The organism is Elstera litoralis (assembly GCF_000963705.1).
In the GTDB taxonomy this organism is placed as follows: Bacteria; Pseudomonadota; Alphaproteobacteria; order Elsterales; family Elsteraceae; genus Elstera; species Elstera litoralis.
In genome coordinates, this window is record NZ_LAJY01000161.1 from 1 (window position 1) to 13,650 (window position 13,650).

Consider the following 13,650-nt stretch of genomic DNA (forward strand, 5'->3'; position numbering starts at 1 on the left):
ATCGCTGCTGTGCACGATTCCCTTCTGGACCTCCAATGTCATCCGCATGATCGCCTGGATTCCGCTCTTGGGGCGCAACGGGTTGGTCAATCAGGGGCTTGCGGGAATGGGCGTAATCGATGCGCCGCTGGAATGGCTGCTGTTTTCGGAATTCGCCGTGGTGTTGGCGCTGGTCCACCACCTTTTCACCTTCTTCATGGTGGTGCCGATTTTCAATTCGATGATCCGCATCGATAAAGCCCTCATCGAAGCCGCCTATGATGCGGGTGCGACCGGCTGGCAGACGCTGGTGAATGTGATTATTCCGCTCTCGAAACCCGGCATCGTCATTGGGTCGATTTTCGTCATTACCATCGTCATGGGCGATTTCATCACCATCGGCGTGATGGGCGGCCAGCAGATCGCCTCGGCCGGAAAGATCATCGAAACCCGGCTGAATGCGCTGCAATTCCCAGCGGCGGCGGCCAATGCCGTTATTCTGCTCGGCGTGACACTGTTGATTATCGCCGCTCTCTCCAAACTCGTTGATGTGCGGAAGGAACTGTAGAATGCGCAGCAAGTCCTTCTACGCGCTCGCCCTTTTCTTCGGGCTCTATGTGTTGTTTCTCTACGGCCCGATGATTGCGATTTTCATTCTGTCCTTCCAGGGGCCGGACGGCGGGCTGACTTTTCCGATGAACGGCGTCTCGCTGTTTTGGTTCGAAAAGCTGTTTTCCGGCGGCGGAATCGTCAATATCGGCGCGGCTTTCGTGCGATCATTGAAGCTCGGCTTAGTGGTGATGGTGGTCACGGTAGCGATTTCGGTGTCGGCCGGGCTCGCCTTTCGCAAAAGCTTCCGGGGCGCGGCGGCGCTGTTCTATATTGCGGTGGCGAGCCTGATCGTGCCCTCCATCATCACCTCGCTCGGCATTGCGCTGGAATTCCGCCTGCTCGACGATCTGATGAAGGCCTATGGGCCGGACTGGCTGGCCGAAACCCACACCACCTTCATGGGGCTGTTTACCTCCGGCCTCGGTGCGCATCTGACCTGGACGCTGCCCTTCGGCCTGCTCATCATGTTCGCCATCTTCAACCGCTTCAACCCGGCCTATGAGGAGGCGGCGCGCGACTTGGGCGCGACGCCGTGGCAGACATTCCGTTTCGTCGTGCTGCCGATCATTCTGCCTCGGTGATCGGGATTGGTCTGTTCGGCTTTACCCTGTCGTGGGATGAAATCGCCCGCTCGTCGCAAGCCATCGGCGAGGTCAATAGCCTACCGCTGGAACTGCAAAGCCTGACCACGACCGTCACCAAGCCCGATATTTACGCCCTGGGAACGGTGACATCGGCGGTCTCCTTCGCGGTGATTTTCCTTGCGCTCTTCGCCATCCGGGCGCTGCAAAATTGGCAAGCCCGCCAGGGGTCGGACGCTGGGGCGGGCATGCTGTGATGATCCATATCGTCAATCCGAATACCACTGCCTCCATGACCGAGAAAATCGCTGCCGCGGCCCGCGCGACCGCGTCGGCGGGGATGACGGTTCGGGCCACCCAATCGGCAATGGGGCCGGTCGCCATCGAAGGCTATTACGACGAAGCCTATGCCATCCCCGGCATGCTCCAGCGCATTCTCGAAGCCGAGCGAGCGGGGGCGTCGGCCCATATCATCGCCTGCTTCGACGATACCGGGCTCGATGCCGCCCGGCAGGCCGTCGCCTCCCCCGTGATTGGCATCGGCGAGGCGGCCTATCATGTGGCATGCCTTCTCGCCGGGAAATTTTCGGTGGTGACGACGCTGCCGCTCGCCATTCCGGTGATCGAACACAATCTCGTGCGCTACGGGCTTGCCTCGCGCTGTGCGCGGGTTCGGGCAGGCGGTTTTGGCGTCTTGGCGCTGGAAGATCCGGCCTCTGGCGCGCTTGAGCGTCTGTCCGCCGAAATCGAGGCGGCAAAGCGGGAGGAACGGGCGGAAGCGATCGTGCTGGGCTGCGCGGGCATGGCCGATCTTGCCGCCGCTTTGAGTGCAAAACACGGGCTACCGGTGATTGAGGGCGTCTCGGCGGCGGTGGTCCTGGCCGAGGGGCTGGTGAAGCTCGGGCTGAAAACCTCCAAACGGGGGGGCTATGCCCCGCCGCCGTGCAAACCCTATGCGGGGATTTTTGCCGGTTTCGCCTATCCGGGGTAGGGTTGCTTCGGCTCCAGCCAAACCCGGTAGTGCACAAGCAGCCCGATCCACGGCAGCGTCAGGCGGATATCTGCGAAAAATCGGCCCTCGGCGTCGATCCGCTCTTCGGCATCGGAGCGGGGCATCAGCGCCTTCGGCAGCGGGACCCCGCAAAAATCCCAGCCGCTGACGCTTATTTCCAGTCTATCCGAGTGCGCCATAAGGTTGAGCCGAAAGCGGAAGGGGCCGAAGCGCTCGACCAATAGGCCTTCGCCCGCGCTGACCAACTGCGACTGGAAGCTCCGTCCAGCGAACGTCCGGCCCCAACGTTGAACTGAAGGGCCGCCGGGGGGGCTTTCATCATCGATGGTGACCGTTGCGGGAATATCTTGCCCGGCGCGGGGAAGCTTCAGCGCCCAACCGATCAACCGCGCCAGGGGGGCTGTGCCGGTTTCTACCGCCGCCCGGCCTTCCCACAGGCGCGGGCTGGTATCGGCGTGGAAAGCGCGCAGCGGCGCGGGCAAGAGAGCCATTCCCGCATCGCCCAAAGCCGCGTTAAACGGCGAGGTCAGCCTTACCGGGGCATCCCGCGTTACGCGAATCCCGTATGGGGTCATTTCGCTTCGATTGCCGCCAGCGGCAGCGCCTCGGTCGCGGCGCGCGCGCCTGCGGGAAACGTTTCGCTCAGCAGCGCCTTGAGCGCGGCGGCGGCGGGCAGTGTGGGAATATTCGGGCCGTGGTTCTGCCCGACCAGCAGCGACCAACGCGCCCGTGTGGCCCGCCCCTCGGCGTCGAGCCCGGTTACATCCACCAACATGCCGCCCCGGTCGGAGGTGATAAGACGGGTTAGCCTCCGCCCCTGCAACAGCCAGGGCACCCAGGTTTTCACATTTTGGAAGAACCCCCAGCGGCGCAAGCGTGCCAGCGCCATCAGCCCGAGTTGTTCAGGCAGCGATTCCAGCCCCGCCGAAAAGCGCACGCGTGACTGCACCTTATAGCGCGGCCCCAGGTCTTGCGGATCGAGCGTTTCAACAGCGGCAACCAAGCGCCGCCCGAGCCCCGACATGGCGCCCCAGCGCCCCTCGCCCCAGCCGAAGCTTTGGGCGAGTGCGCCATTGCGCCAGACGGGAATCGGTTTTCCGGCATAGGTGAGAATCGCTTCGATCACCGCTGGACCAACCTCGCTTTGCCCGCCGGGGGTGATGGCGATATCCACGGTATCCACCCGCGCCCATCCCTCGGTTAGCGCGGCGACGACGGCCCCCGACAGGGCGGGGGTCGAACTGGCTCCAGCAAGGGCAACCAAACCCTTCGCTAAAGCGAGCGCGTTCAGCGCCTCGGCATAGCCCGCGAGATAATCGCGCGCATCGGCCAGATCCAACACATGCGCTCCGGCCAGGAGCGCGGCTTTCGCCGTGGCATAATTCGCGCCTTGGAAAGGGCCGGAGGCATCGACCACGGCCCAGGGCGCGAGCGCCGTCAGCGTTTCTAGCAAACCGTGGCGATGATCGAGGGCGACGCCGGAAATCCGCGCGCCGGGAACATCGGCGGCAATCTTTGCGGCGAGGGCTTGCGCTTTTTCGGCGCTGCGCGAGGTCAGCACGACCTCCAGCCCTGGCCAGGCACAAATATGTCGGGCGAGGCGTTTGCCGAAAACGCCGGTCCCGCCGATAATTACCACGCGCTTGCACGCCGTCACGGGTCTGCCTTTCGCTCTGTCGAGCGGAGTATAGGCTAAAGCGCCGCCAGATGCGCGCGAAAGGCGTCGAGCGTTGCCTCATTGCGCTTATAGAAGACCCATTGGCCGATCCGTCGCGGTATCACCAGATCGGCGGCGGCGAGCGTCGCCAAATGGGCGGAAACAGAGGATTGCGACAGGCCGCAACGTTCGAACTGCCCGGCGCACACGCCCATCTCGACCGGGTGTTCTTGGCTTGTAAAATGCGTCTCGGGCGCTTTCAGCCACGCGAGCATATCGCGCCGAACCGGGTGGGCGAGGGCTTTCAGAATTGCGTCGGGGTCCATCGCGGGCCTTTAAATCGGGATTATCCGATATATATATGGGGAAATTCTGATATATTCAAATCCCCATGTATGGACGGGGCCGAAGAGGATCTTTCATGACCCATTTGTCAATTCTCGATCTGGTTCGGATCCGTGAAAACAGCGACGCGCGCACGGCGCTGGATCATGCCCGCGATCTGGCGGCCCATGCGGAAACTTGGGGCTATACGCGCTTTTGGGTTGCCGAACATCATAACGCCTCCGGGATCGCGAGTGCGGCGACCTCCATCGTCATCGGCCATATTGCGGCCGGCACGAAAACCATTCGCGTTGGCGCGGGCGGAATTATGCTGCCGAACCACGCGCCCTATATTATCGCGGAGCAGTTCGGCACGCTGGCGCATCTGTTTCCGGGGCGAATCGATCTTGGCTTGGGCCGTGCGCCGGGAACCGATGGCTTGACCGTCCGCGCCCTGCGCCGCCCGCCGGAGAGCGCCGAGACCTTCCCGCGCGACGTGGTGGAGTTGCAGGCCTATTTCGCCCCGGCCATGCCCGGCCAGCGGCTGCGGGCGATTCCGGCGGCGGGAACTGAGGTGCCGCTGTGGATTTTAGGGTCCAGCACCTTCGGCGCGCAGCTTGCGGCGCAACTGGGGCTGCCCTATGCCTTCGCCTCCCATTTCGCGCCCCAGAGCTTATTGGAGGCTTTGGAGATTTATCGGCACCGCTTCCAGCCCTCGGAGCAATTGGCGAAACCCTATGCGATGGCCGGGGTCAATATCATCGCCGCCGAAACCGATGCTGAGGCGCGGCGGTTGGCGACCACCCAGCAAATGTCCTTCACCAATCTTATTCGCGGCACGCGCGGGCTGAGTAGCCCGCCGATTGACGATATCGAAACCTATTGGTCGCCGGATGAAAAAGCCCATGTTCAAGGCATGATGGCGCGCACAATCGCCGGCTCGCCGGAAACGGTCCGCGCCGGACTTGCCCGCTTTATCGCCGAAACCGGGGTGGATGAGGTCATGATCGTCTCGGATATTTACGATCATGCCGCGCGCCTGCGCTCCTTCGAGATTATCGCCTCGGTCGGCGGCCTCACCACGCCTGCCGATACAGCGCCAGCGCATCCGCTTCTTCAAGCGGCCGGGGGTTATTAATCAGCAGCCGCTGTTGCTTCATCGCCTCGCTGGCCAGCATCGCCAGGCTGATTCGGGAATATCGATGTCGCGCAGGCGCAGCGGTAGGCCGCTTCCGGTCAGCAGCGCGTCGATAGCGCTGAAGAAGGCGGCTTCGGTTGATTCAGTGGCGGTGGGGTCGAGACAGGTCGCAAGCTCCCCATAGAGTGCCCCTGCCGCCGGTTGATTGAAACGCAGCACCGGGCGCAGCATCAGCGCGTTGGAAAGCCCGTGCGGCACATGGAAATGTCCGCCCAAGGGATAGGCGAGGGCATGCACCGCCGCGACGGGGGCATTGGAGAAAGCCACGCCTGCAAGGTGCGAGCCCAGTAGCGTCGCCTCCCGCGCCGCGACATCCCGGCCATTGGCGAGCACTTTCGGCAGATTGTCGGCGAGCAGGCGCAGGGCCTCGCGCGCTAAAGCATCCGAAACGGGGTTCTTCAGGCGGTGGCTGGTATAGGCTTCGATGGCATGCACCATCGCGTCGATCCCCGTCGCCGCAGTGGCGGCGGGCGGCAGGCCGAGGGTCAGGTTAGCATCGAGCAAGGCCCAATCGGCATAGAGCGCGGGCGAGACGACGCCCTTCTTTTCCGTCGCGCCAACCGTGACGATGGCAATCGGCGTCGCTTCCGAACCGGTTCCGGCGGTGGTCGGGATCAGCACCAGCGGCAGGCGCGGCCCCTTGGCTTGATCGACGCCGTAAATCGCCGTCAGATCGTCGCCGGACCCCAGCAGATAGGCGACCAGTTTCGCCACATCCATCGGGCTGCCGCCGCCGAGGCCAACCACCGAGGCAGCGCCACCCGCGCGCCCCGCATCAACGGCATTCAGCACGGTTTGAGCGGACGGATCGGCTTCAACCGCATCGAAAACAGTGACCGACCGTCCCGCCAGCGCCGCTAACGCGCCATCGCAGAGGCCGAAGCGGCGCACGCCCGCGTCGGTGACGAGCAAAACCGGGCCGGGCGGTAGCATTTCGGCCAGTTGAGCGCAAACGCCCGCCGCCGAACGCAGACGCGGGCCGTAGGTGAACGTGAAAGCGGCGGTCATGGCGGAGGGTCCCGATTGAAGTAGCATCCTCCGACCCTGCTACAGTGCGACGCTTTGCGCTAGCCCCTCACGGCTGCGCCGCCGATCCAAACCTGCTCCACCGCAAGATCGGGCGACAGATGCACGAGATCGGCGCGAAAGCCGGGGGCCAAACGTCCGCGCGCCCGATCCAATCCCAAGAACTGCGCCGGATAGAGGCTGGCCATGCGCAAAGCTTCTTCCACGCTAACGCCGAGATTCGCCACCGTGAAGCGCAGTGCCGCGTCCATCGTCAGGTCCGAGCCCGCGAGTGTACCGTCGTCGAGCGTCAGCACGCCGTTCTTACGCGTCACCAAGCGCCCGTTCAGATGAAATTCGCCCTCGCTATGCCCAGCGGTCGGCATGGCGTCGGTCACGAGGAACAGTTTACCGGGGCCGCGTTTGGCCCGCAGTGCCGTCGCCAGCGCGGCGGGGTGGACATGGTGCCCATCGGCGATGATCCCGGCCCACAGCCCGCTATGGGTGAGGGCCGCGCCAACCACGCCGGGGGCGCGGTGCGCGAGCGGCGACATGGCGTTGAAAGAGATGGGTCACGCCGCGCGCGCCCGCATCCGCCGCCGTCATCGCCGCCTCATAGGTCGCCTCGGTATGGCCGAGGCTGACGATGATCCCGCCCGCCGCGAGTTTGGCAATCAGCGCAGGCGGCACGGTTTCCGGCGCGAGGGTGAGCAGAACCGTTTGAAGCCCGGTCGCGAGCAGCGCATCGGCATCCGCTTCGGTCAGCAGGCGGATCAGGTCCGGGTCGTGCGCGCCTTTGCGCGCTTTCGATAGAAACGGCCCCTCCAGATGAAGGCCGATCACGCCGGGCACCTTGGCTGCGATGGCGGCGCGCACGGCCTCGATGGCGGCGACCATCCCGGCAGCATCGTCGGTGATGAAGGTTGGCAGCAGCGCGGTCGTGCCGTAGCGCGCGTGGGCGTGGGCGAGTTGGGCTAGGGCGCTTGGGGTTGGCGTGGCATTGAACAGCACACCGCCGCCGCCGTTCACCTGGGCGTCGATGAAGCCGGGCACCAGCAGGCCGCCGTTCCGCGTTTTAACTTCGATCCCCGCCGGAAGCGCCGCATGCGGCAGAATGGCGGTGATCGTGTCGCCGTCGATTACGACCGCGTGATCGTCTAGAAAACGCTCGCCCGTATAAAGGCGCGGCCCCGTGAGCGCGTAGATCGCCATTACAGAGTCTCCGTCACCTTTTTCAGGCGGCTGGGGCGGTCCGGGTCTTGCCCGCGCGCCCGCGCCACTTGCTCGGCCAGCCCATAGAAAGACAGGGACATGACCAGCGGGTCGAGCAGGGGATGGCCGCTGGGCGCAATCGGCAACCGGCCCGGCTTCGGCGTACCTGCTTCAGCGACGAAGACTTTCGCCCCCGTCGCGCGCAGCCGCAGGACGGCCTCGCCCATCGCATCCGCCGCCGCATCCTCGGGCCGGAAGGCGATGACGGGAAAACCGCGCTCCACCAGTTGCAACGGCCCGTGCATCACCTCGGCCCCACTGAAGGCTTCGGCGTGCAGCATGGCGGTTTCTTTGAGCTTTAGCGCCGCTTCCGCCGCAATGGGGAGCGCCGGGCCGCGCCCGATGACATAGGCAGAACTGGCCGCCGTCAGCACCGGCAGCGCTTCGGACCAATCGGCAGTGAGGGCGGTTTTCAGCGCCTCAGGCAAATCCCGTGTGGCGCGAATGAGGCTTTCATCGCCGCGCCATTCCGCGACCAGCGCCGCGAGAATCGCCGCCGAGGAGAGGAAGGTTTTGGTGGCGGCCACGCTACGCTCTTCGCCCGCGTGCAGCGGCAGCACGGCATCGGCCCCCGCCGCGAGCGGCGAGCTGGTATCGTTGACGATGGCGATTGCAAAAGCCCCCGCCGCGCGGCAGGCGGCTTGCAGGCTGACGATATCGGGGCTTTTGCCCGACTGCGACACCGAGACGATCGTAGCACCCTGCAACCGCAGCGGCGCGTGATAGAGCGAGGCCACCGACGGGCCGATGGAGGCGACCGGCACCCCCATCAGAATTTCGGTGAGATATTTGAAGTAAGCGGCGGCATTGTCCGACGAGCCGCGCGCACAGGTGACAATGACATTCGGGTTGCGCTCGCCGAGCCTGCGGGCGGTTTCGCGCAACACCGGCATGTCGCGGTCGAAAAACCGGGCAATAGCCTCGGGAGCTTCGCGGATTTCGTCGGCCATTGCGGTCGTGCTGGGGGGAAGCATGGTCATTCGCGCCTCAGGTTCAGTTCCGCGACGAAGTCATAGGCGTCGCCGCGATAGAAGGATTGGGTGAATTCAACGGGGGTGCCGTTTTCAAGATACGACAGACGGTCGATGGCGAGCGCCGCCGCGCCGGGCGCGACTTCGAGCATGCCCGCGTCTTCAGTGTTCAAATTCGCCGCGTGCAGCCGTTGCAGCGCGCGCACGGGCAGGCAGCCGCGGGCTTCGAGTACGTCGTAAAGCGAGGCTTCCACCACGGTCGGATCGGGCAAAAACCGTGTCGGTACGGTTGCGCATTCGATGGCCATCGGCACCTTATTGGCAAAGCGCAAGCGCCGCAGCCGCGCCACCGTATCGTTCGGCGACAACGATAGGCGCATGGCTTCCTGCGGCGAGGCGAGGCTGACCGTGCGCCCCAGCCATACAACGGAGGCTTCGAGCCCGCGCAGGCGCATATCTTCGGTGAAGGAGGTTAGGCGCGAGAGCGGCTGTTCCACCCGCTGCGGCGGCACGGCGACGAAGGTGCCCGAGCCTTGCCGCTGCGTCAGCAAGCCTTGTTCCACCAGTCCAGAAATGGCTTTGCGGACGGTAACGCGGGAAACGTTGAAAGATTCCGCAATATCGCGCTCGCCGGGCAGCGCTTCCAGCGGCTTCAGCTTGCCCGCGTCGATGGCCGATTTAATCTGCTCTTGAAGGCGCAGATAGAGCGGCGTCGGATCGTAGGGGGGCAGCGCCAAGCTTCCCAGTATATCGGCAACCCGGCTCATGAGGACACTTTCTGGCGGGCGAAAGCCAACGCGCCATCCATCGCGTCGCCGCGCGGCTCGACCAGGAAGGCCTGAAGCTCGGGGGGTAGCAGGGGGCGAAAAATTGGCGCGAGGCCGCCCATGAGGGCAATGCGGTCGGCCCCAAACTGGATAAGGCGGCGCATCATGGCGCTGATGGCATCGATACTCTCGGCGAGCAGGCTTTGCGCGACCGGGTCGCCCTTGCCGAAATGCTCGATCACAAGGGGCGCGAAGGAGCCGTAATCGCTGGGCGTCGCACTCTTCCCCCACACGGCGGCATCGGGCGGGCCGTTGGCGAAGCGGGCGAGGATGGCGTCGGTCAAGCCGCTTGCGGGGGCGAGATCATCGAAGGCGAGAAGCGCGGCGCGCAGGGCGGCTAGACCGAGTTGGGCACCGGAGCCGCCGTCCGACAGTTCGAATCCCCAGCCGCCGACCGTTTTCATTTCGCCCCGCACGAGGGCTAGCCCCTGGGAGCCCGTGCCGACGATCAGAATGCCACCATCGTTCCCGCCGTGCGCGCCAAGGCAGGCGACCACCGCGTCGGAAGTTACGTCGATATGGGCGAAGGGGAAGGGTTGGCGGCGCAGGGCTTCGGCTAGCGCGGTAACATTGCCGCCCGCAAGGCCGAACCCGGCGACAATATCGCCCAGGCGGGTTTCCGGCAGACCGGCGGCGGCGAGGGCTTCGCGCGTCGCTGCGAGAATGGAGTCGGCGGCCAGCGCGATGCCCATGTTCAAATTGGACGAGCCGGAACGGCCCTCGCTTAAGCGATTGCCATTCGCATCGGTCAGCCTGGCCCGGCTGGTCGTACCGCCGCCGTCCACGCCTAAAAACAATCTCTCAGCCATCGCTGCCTCCTTCCCAATCTAATACCACTGAAAACCGATTTGTAAACCCTAAGCGTGATTTTGGTTATAAATAGCTGATTTCGCGCGATTTTCAGATTAAATCAAAAACTTCATTGACGAGAGGTTTTATATTGGTATTGTTCTGTATCACTGCGTTCACACCCGAACTGGCGTTGAGCATATGAACTTTCCCACGACCGAAGCGACCCAAGAAACCTACCGGGGGATCGACCGTTGGCCGAGCGGGCAGATTCTGTCGGCGATTGTCGCGGCGCAAGTTCAGGCGGTCGCGGCGGTTGAGGCCGCCGTTCCCGTGCTGGCGCTGGCGGGCGATGTGGTGGCCGAGCGCATGCGGCGCGGCGGACGGCTCATTTATGCGGGCGCGGGATCGTCGGGCCTGATGGCCCAGGTGGATGCGCTCGAATTGCCCGGCACCTATGGGATTTCGGCGGACCGGGTGCCGGTTCTGCTGGCTGGTGGGGATGCGGCGCTGCTCGAAATTCCGTCCGAGGCGGAAGACGATAGGGAAGCGGCTACGGCGGCGGTCGTCGGATTGGCGGTCGGCCCGTTGGATACGCTCATCGCCCTATCGGCCAGCGGGCGCACGCCCTATGCGGTGGCGGCGCTCTTAGCTGCCAAAGCGCGCGGCGCGCTGACAATCGGGGTAGCCTGCAATGGGCAAACGCCGCTGCTAGAAGCCGCCGATCATGCCGTTTTGCTGGCGACGCCGCCGGAAGTGGTGGCGGGATCGACGCGGATGAATGCGGGCACAGCGCAAAAATGCGCCCTTAATATGCTCTCGACCCTCATCGGTATTCGGTTGGGCCATGTTTACGACGGGCTGATGGTTAATCTTCAGGCCGATAATATCAAACTGCGCGGGCGGGCGGTGCGCATCGTCGCCCAAGCCTGCGCCATCGACGAGGCCCGCGCTGGCGATTTGCTGGCGCGCGCCGAGGGCGAGATTAAAACTGCGATTGTGCTCAATGGTTTTGCCGAAGGGACGCCCGCCGACGCCCGGGCGCGGCTGGCCGAGCATGCGGGCGATATTCGGGCGGCTTTGGCATGTTAAGCCGCCCCAATCAAGTGTCGATAGGCGGGTTTCCGTCTGTAACGGCGCGGTAAAAACCGGCGGACGGAAGTCCGCGATCCACGAACAGGAGAGCATGATGGTGAAGACGAGTATTCGGACGCTGGCCCTAGCCTCGGTCGGTGTGGCAATTCTGGCGGGCGGGACGGCTTTCGCGGCCGATACCACGCTGGTCATCGAAAGCTGGCGCACGGACGATCTGCCGATTTGGCAGGATAAGATCATCCCGGCCTTCGAAAAGGCCCATCCGGGGATTAAGCTCAAATTCGCGCCGACCCCGCCGACCGAATATAACGCCGCGCTGAACTCCAAGCTCGATGCCGGAACGGCGGGCGATATCGTCGCCTGCCGCCCGTTCGATGCGTCGCTGACGCTGTTCGAAAAGGGCAAGATCGCCTCGGTCAATGATGTGCCGGGCGTTGAAAAATTCAGCTCGGTCGCGAAATCCGGCTGGTCGACCGACGACGGCAAGACAACGTTCTGCGTGCCGGTCGCCTCAGTGATCCACGGGTTCATTTATAATAAGGATGCGTTCCAAAAGGTCGGCCAAAAAGCCCCGCCCGCGACCGAAGACGAGTTCTTCGCGCTGCTGGAGAAGATCAAGAAAGACGGCACGTATGTTCCGCTCGCGATGGGCACGAAGGAACAGTGGGAAGCCGCCACGATGGGCTATCAGAACATCGGCCCGAACTATTGGAAGGGCGAAGAAGGCCGCCTTGCGCTCATCAAAGGCACGCAAAAGCTGACCGACGCCGCCTGGGTCGAACCCTATAAGGTGCTGGCGAAATGGGCACCCTATATGGGCGATGGCTATAAAGCGCAAACCTATGCGGATAGCCAAAACCTCTTCACTCTGGGCCGCGCCGCCATTTATCCGGCGGGTTCGTGGGAAATTGCGAGTTTTAACGCCCAAGCTGGCTTCAAAATGGGCGCGTTCATGCCGCCGGTGAAGAAGGTCGGCGATACCTGCTACATCTCGGATCACGTCGATATCGCGCTCGGCGTGAACGCCAAGTCGAAGAATGCCGACGCCGCGAAGAAATTCCTCGCTTGGGTGGCCTCGCCCGAATTCGGCTCGATCTACGCCAATGCGCTGCCCGGCTTCTTCAGCCTGCAACCGGCCGCAGTCGAACTGACCGATCCGCTGGCGAACGAGTTCTTGTTCGCCCGCCAGACCTGTAAGTCGACGATCCGCTCGACCTATCAGATCCTCTCGCGCGGCACGCCGAACCTGGAAAACGAAACCTGGGGTTCGTCCACCAATGTGCTGAACGGGACCGAAACGCCGGAAGCCGCAGGTAAGCGCCTGCAAGACGGTTTGACGAGCTGGTACAAGCCCAAAAATTAAGCCAGCCTTCTGAGAGCCCGGTCGCCGAGGATGCGCGGCCGGGCTTTCCTCTTCCCCGGAGCCCCCGCGATGACGCTCGACTCGCCCGAAGCGCGGCCCCGCCGCTGGCATATTGCCGTCTTTTTGGCCCCCGCCGTGTTGGTCTATACCGCCCTGATGATCGTGCCCTTGGCCGATACGCTGCGCCTATCGCTGTTTACACCGCAAGGTGGCGGAACGGTTTTCGCGGGGCTGGATAATTTCGTGCGTTTATTCACCGATCCGCGCTGGTCGGTGAGTTTTTGGAACGCACTCTATAATAATGTGATCTTCTTTTTGATCCATATGGCGATCCAGAACCCCATCGGGATTGCGCTGGCGGCGATGCTGTCGGTGCCGAAACTCGCGGGGCGAACCTTTTATCGCACGGCGTTTTTTTATGCCGACGATGCTGTCTTTCGTGATCGTCGGTTTTATCTGGAAACTCATCCTCAGCCCGCTTTGGGGCGTTGCGCCGAATTTGATGGGCTCGGTCGGCTTGAAATCCCTGTTCGCTCCCTGGCTGGGGTTGGAGTCGAGCGCGCTGATTGCGGTGGCGTTGATTTCCGTGTGGCAGTTCGTTGGCATTCCGATGATGCTGATTTACGCCGCGCTGCTCTCCATCCCGAACGAGGTGGTTGAGGCGGCCGAATTGGACGGCATTACCGGCGCGTCGCAGTTTTGGAAAATCAAACTGCCGTTGATTCTGCCCACCCTGGGGATCGTCTCGATCCTGACATTCGTGGGCAATTTCAATGCCTTCGATCTGGTCTATACAGTGCAAGGCGCGCTGGCGGGGCCGAATTTCTCCACCGATCTACTCGGCACTTACCTGTATCGCACCTTCTTCGGCTTTCAGTTGCAGTTGGGCGATCAGGCAATGGGGGCGACGATTGCGGCGATGATGTTCTTCATCATTCTGGCGGGCGTCATGCTCTATCTCTTCG

Annotated in this window: 17 protein-coding genes; 8 read left to right on the forward strand and 9 right to left on the reverse strand. The window is 63.5% G+C overall.

Annotated elements, in window-relative coordinates; translation table 11 throughout:
- The 4 genes from VZ95_RS07390 to VZ95_RS07400 all read left to right on the forward strand — a co-directional run.
- A partial coding sequence (locus VZ95_RS07390; RefSeq protein ID WP_045775285.1) for an ABC transporter permease occupies positions 1-547 on the forward strand: 547 nt, incomplete at its 5' end.
- A gap of 1 nt (position 548) precedes the next feature.
- Positions 549-1,172 (forward strand): ABC transporter permease, encoded by a 624-nt coding sequence (locus VZ95_RS07395; protein ID WP_332308026.1) that lies wholly within the window; start codon positions 549-551, stop codon positions 1,170-1,172.
- Complete coding sequence (locus tag VZ95_RS28655) at positions 1,169-1,429, forward strand: ABC transporter permease subunit (protein WP_332308027.1); 261 nt, start codon at positions 1,169-1,171, stop codon at positions 1,427-1,429. Before VZ95_RS07395 ends, VZ95_RS28655 begins: the two co-directional genes overlap by 4 nt.
- Positions 1,429-2,163: an aspartate/glutamate racemase family protein gene (locus VZ95_RS07400; RefSeq protein ID WP_232302537.1), complete on the forward strand. Its 735-nt coding sequence runs from the start codon at positions 1,429-1,431 to the stop codon at positions 2,161-2,163. Before VZ95_RS28655 ends, VZ95_RS07400 begins: the two co-directional genes overlap by 1 nt.
- On the opposite strand, the gene VZ95_RS21740 is transcribed toward VZ95_RS07400, so the two are convergent.
- From VZ95_RS21740 to VZ95_RS07410, 3 genes are all read right to left on the reverse strand, one after another.
- On the reverse strand, positions 2,151-2,675 hold the full coding sequence (locus VZ95_RS21740) for a DUF4166 domain-containing protein (RefSeq protein WP_198148157.1): 525 nt from the start codon (positions 2,673-2,675) through the stop codon (positions 2,151-2,153). The genes VZ95_RS07400 and VZ95_RS21740 overlap by 13 nt on opposite strands.
- Positions 2,676-2,755: 80 nt before the next feature.
- Complete coding sequence (locus tag VZ95_RS21745; protein WP_052711571.1) at positions 2,756-3,841, reverse strand: saccharopine dehydrogenase NADP-binding domain-containing protein; 1,086 nt, start codon at positions 3,839-3,841, stop codon at positions 2,756-2,758.
- A gap of 35 nt (positions 3,842-3,876) precedes the next feature.
- Positions 3,877-4,167: an ArsR/SmtB family transcription factor gene (locus VZ95_RS07410; protein WP_045775287.1), complete on the reverse strand. Its 291-nt coding sequence runs from the start codon at positions 4,165-4,167 to the stop codon at positions 3,877-3,879.
- Between the two features lie 95 nt (positions 4,168-4,262).
- Here VZ95_RS07410 and VZ95_RS07415 point away from each other — a divergent pair, with 95 nt between their 5' ends.
- Positions 4,263-5,303: an LLM class flavin-dependent oxidoreductase gene (locus VZ95_RS07415; protein ID WP_045775288.1), complete on the forward strand. Its 1,041-nt coding sequence runs from the start codon at positions 4,263-4,265 to the stop codon at positions 5,301-5,303.
- 18 nt (positions 5,304-5,321) lie between these two features.
- Here VZ95_RS07415 and VZ95_RS07420 read toward each other — a convergent pair whose 3' ends face one another.
- The 6 genes from VZ95_RS07420 to VZ95_RS07440 are packed head-to-tail and all read right to left on the reverse strand — an operon-like array spanning position 5,322 to position 10,247.
- Entirely contained in the window at positions 5,322-6,371 is a 1,050-nt protein-coding gene (locus VZ95_RS07420) for an iron-containing alcohol dehydrogenase (protein ID WP_232302533.1), read from the reverse strand.
- Positions 6,372-6,430: 59 nt separating this feature from the next.
- Positions 6,431-6,892 (reverse strand): amidohydrolase family protein, encoded by a 462-nt coding sequence (locus tag VZ95_RS26780; protein WP_232302534.1) that lies wholly within the window; start codon positions 6,890-6,892, stop codon positions 6,431-6,433.
- The gene (locus VZ95_RS26785) at positions 6,867-7,580 is read right to left on the reverse strand and encodes an amidohydrolase family protein (RefSeq protein WP_232302535.1); all 714 of its coding nucleotides are present in this window, start codon (positions 7,578-7,580) and stop codon (positions 6,867-6,869) included. Before VZ95_RS26785 ends, VZ95_RS26780 begins: the two co-directional genes overlap by 26 nt.
- Entirely contained in the window at positions 7,580-8,620 is a 1,041-nt protein-coding gene (locus VZ95_RS07430) for an SIS domain-containing protein (protein WP_198148159.1), read from the reverse strand. The genes VZ95_RS26785 and VZ95_RS07430 overlap by 1 nt, the downstream gene beginning before the upstream one ends.
- The gene (locus tag VZ95_RS07435) at positions 8,617-9,378 is read right to left on the reverse strand and encodes a GntR family transcriptional regulator (protein ID WP_045775289.1); all 762 of its coding nucleotides are present in this window, start codon (positions 9,376-9,378) and stop codon (positions 8,617-8,619) included. Before VZ95_RS07435 ends, VZ95_RS07430 begins: the two co-directional genes overlap by 4 nt.
- Complete coding sequence (locus VZ95_RS07440) at positions 9,375-10,247, reverse strand: BadF/BadG/BcrA/BcrD ATPase family protein (RefSeq protein ID WP_045775290.1); 873 nt, start codon at positions 10,245-10,247, stop codon at positions 9,375-9,377. The genes VZ95_RS07435 and VZ95_RS07440 overlap by 4 nt, the downstream gene beginning before the upstream one ends.
- Before the next feature lie 181 nt (positions 10,248-10,428).
- On the opposite strand from VZ95_RS07440, the gene VZ95_RS07445 reads away from it, so the two are divergent.
- From VZ95_RS07445 to VZ95_RS25305, 3 genes are all read left to right on the forward strand, one after another.
- Positions 10,429-11,319, forward strand: a complete 891-nt coding sequence (locus VZ95_RS07445; protein ID WP_052711572.1) for an N-acetylmuramic acid 6-phosphate etherase — start codon at positions 10,429-10,431, stop codon at positions 11,317-11,319.
- Between the two features lie 94 nt (positions 11,320-11,413).
- On the forward strand, positions 11,414-12,685 hold the full coding sequence (locus VZ95_RS07450; RefSeq protein WP_232302536.1) for an ABC transporter substrate-binding protein: 1,272 nt from the start codon (positions 11,414-11,416) through the stop codon (positions 12,683-12,685).
- A 427-nt stretch (positions 12,686-13,112) separates the two neighbouring features.
- The coding region (locus VZ95_RS25305; protein ID WP_232302538.1) for a carbohydrate ABC transporter permease at positions 13,113-13,650 on the forward strand (538 nt) is incomplete at its 3' end.

Excerpts from the sequence above, each read along its gene's own strand:
- VZ95_RS07395 (WP_332308026.1), top strand. The coding sequence starts at position 549 with ATGCGCAGCAAGTCCTTCTACGCGCTCGCCCTTTTCTTCGGGCTCTAT.
- VZ95_RS07435 (WP_045775289.1), bottom strand. The coding sequence starts at position 9,378 with ATGAGCCGGGTTGCCGATATACTGGGAAGCTTGGCGCTGCCCCCCTAC.
- VZ95_RS07410 (WP_045775287.1), bottom strand. The coding sequence starts at position 4,167 with ATGGACCCCGACGCAATTCTGAAAGCCCTCGCCCACCCGGTTCGGCGC.
- VZ95_RS07450 (WP_232302536.1), top strand. The coding sequence starts at position 11,414 with ATGATGGTGAAGACGAGTATTCGGACGCTGGCCCTAGCCTCGGTCGGT.
- VZ95_RS07440 (WP_045775290.1), bottom strand. The coding sequence starts at position 10,247 with ATGGCTGAGAGATTGTTTTTAGGCGTGGACGGCGGCGGTACGACCAGC.
- VZ95_RS26785 (WP_232302535.1), bottom strand. The coding sequence starts at position 7,580 with ATGGCGATCTACGCGCTCACGGGGCCGCGCCTTTATACGGGCGAGCGT.
- VZ95_RS07415 (WP_045775288.1), top strand. The coding sequence starts at position 4,263 with ATGACCCATTTGTCAATTCTCGATCTGGTTCGGATCCGTGAAAACAGC.
- VZ95_RS07430 (WP_198148159.1), bottom strand. The coding sequence starts at position 8,620 with ATGACCATGCTTCCCCCCAGCACGACCGCAATGGCCGACGAAATCCGC.
- VZ95_RS07445 (WP_052711572.1), top strand. The coding sequence starts at position 10,429 with ATGAACTTTCCCACGACCGAAGCGACCCAAGAAACCTACCGGGGGATC.
- VZ95_RS07400 (WP_232302537.1), top strand. The coding sequence starts at position 1,429 with ATGATCCATATCGTCAATCCGAATACCACTGCCTCCATGACCGAGAAA.
- VZ95_RS21740 (WP_198148157.1), bottom strand. The coding sequence starts at position 2,675 with ATGGCTCTCTTGCCCGCGCCGCTGCGCGCTTTCCACGCCGATACCAGC.
- VZ95_RS07420 (WP_232302533.1), bottom strand. The coding sequence starts at position 6,371 with ATGACCGCCGCTTTCACGTTCACCTACGGCCCGCGTCTGCGTTCGGCG.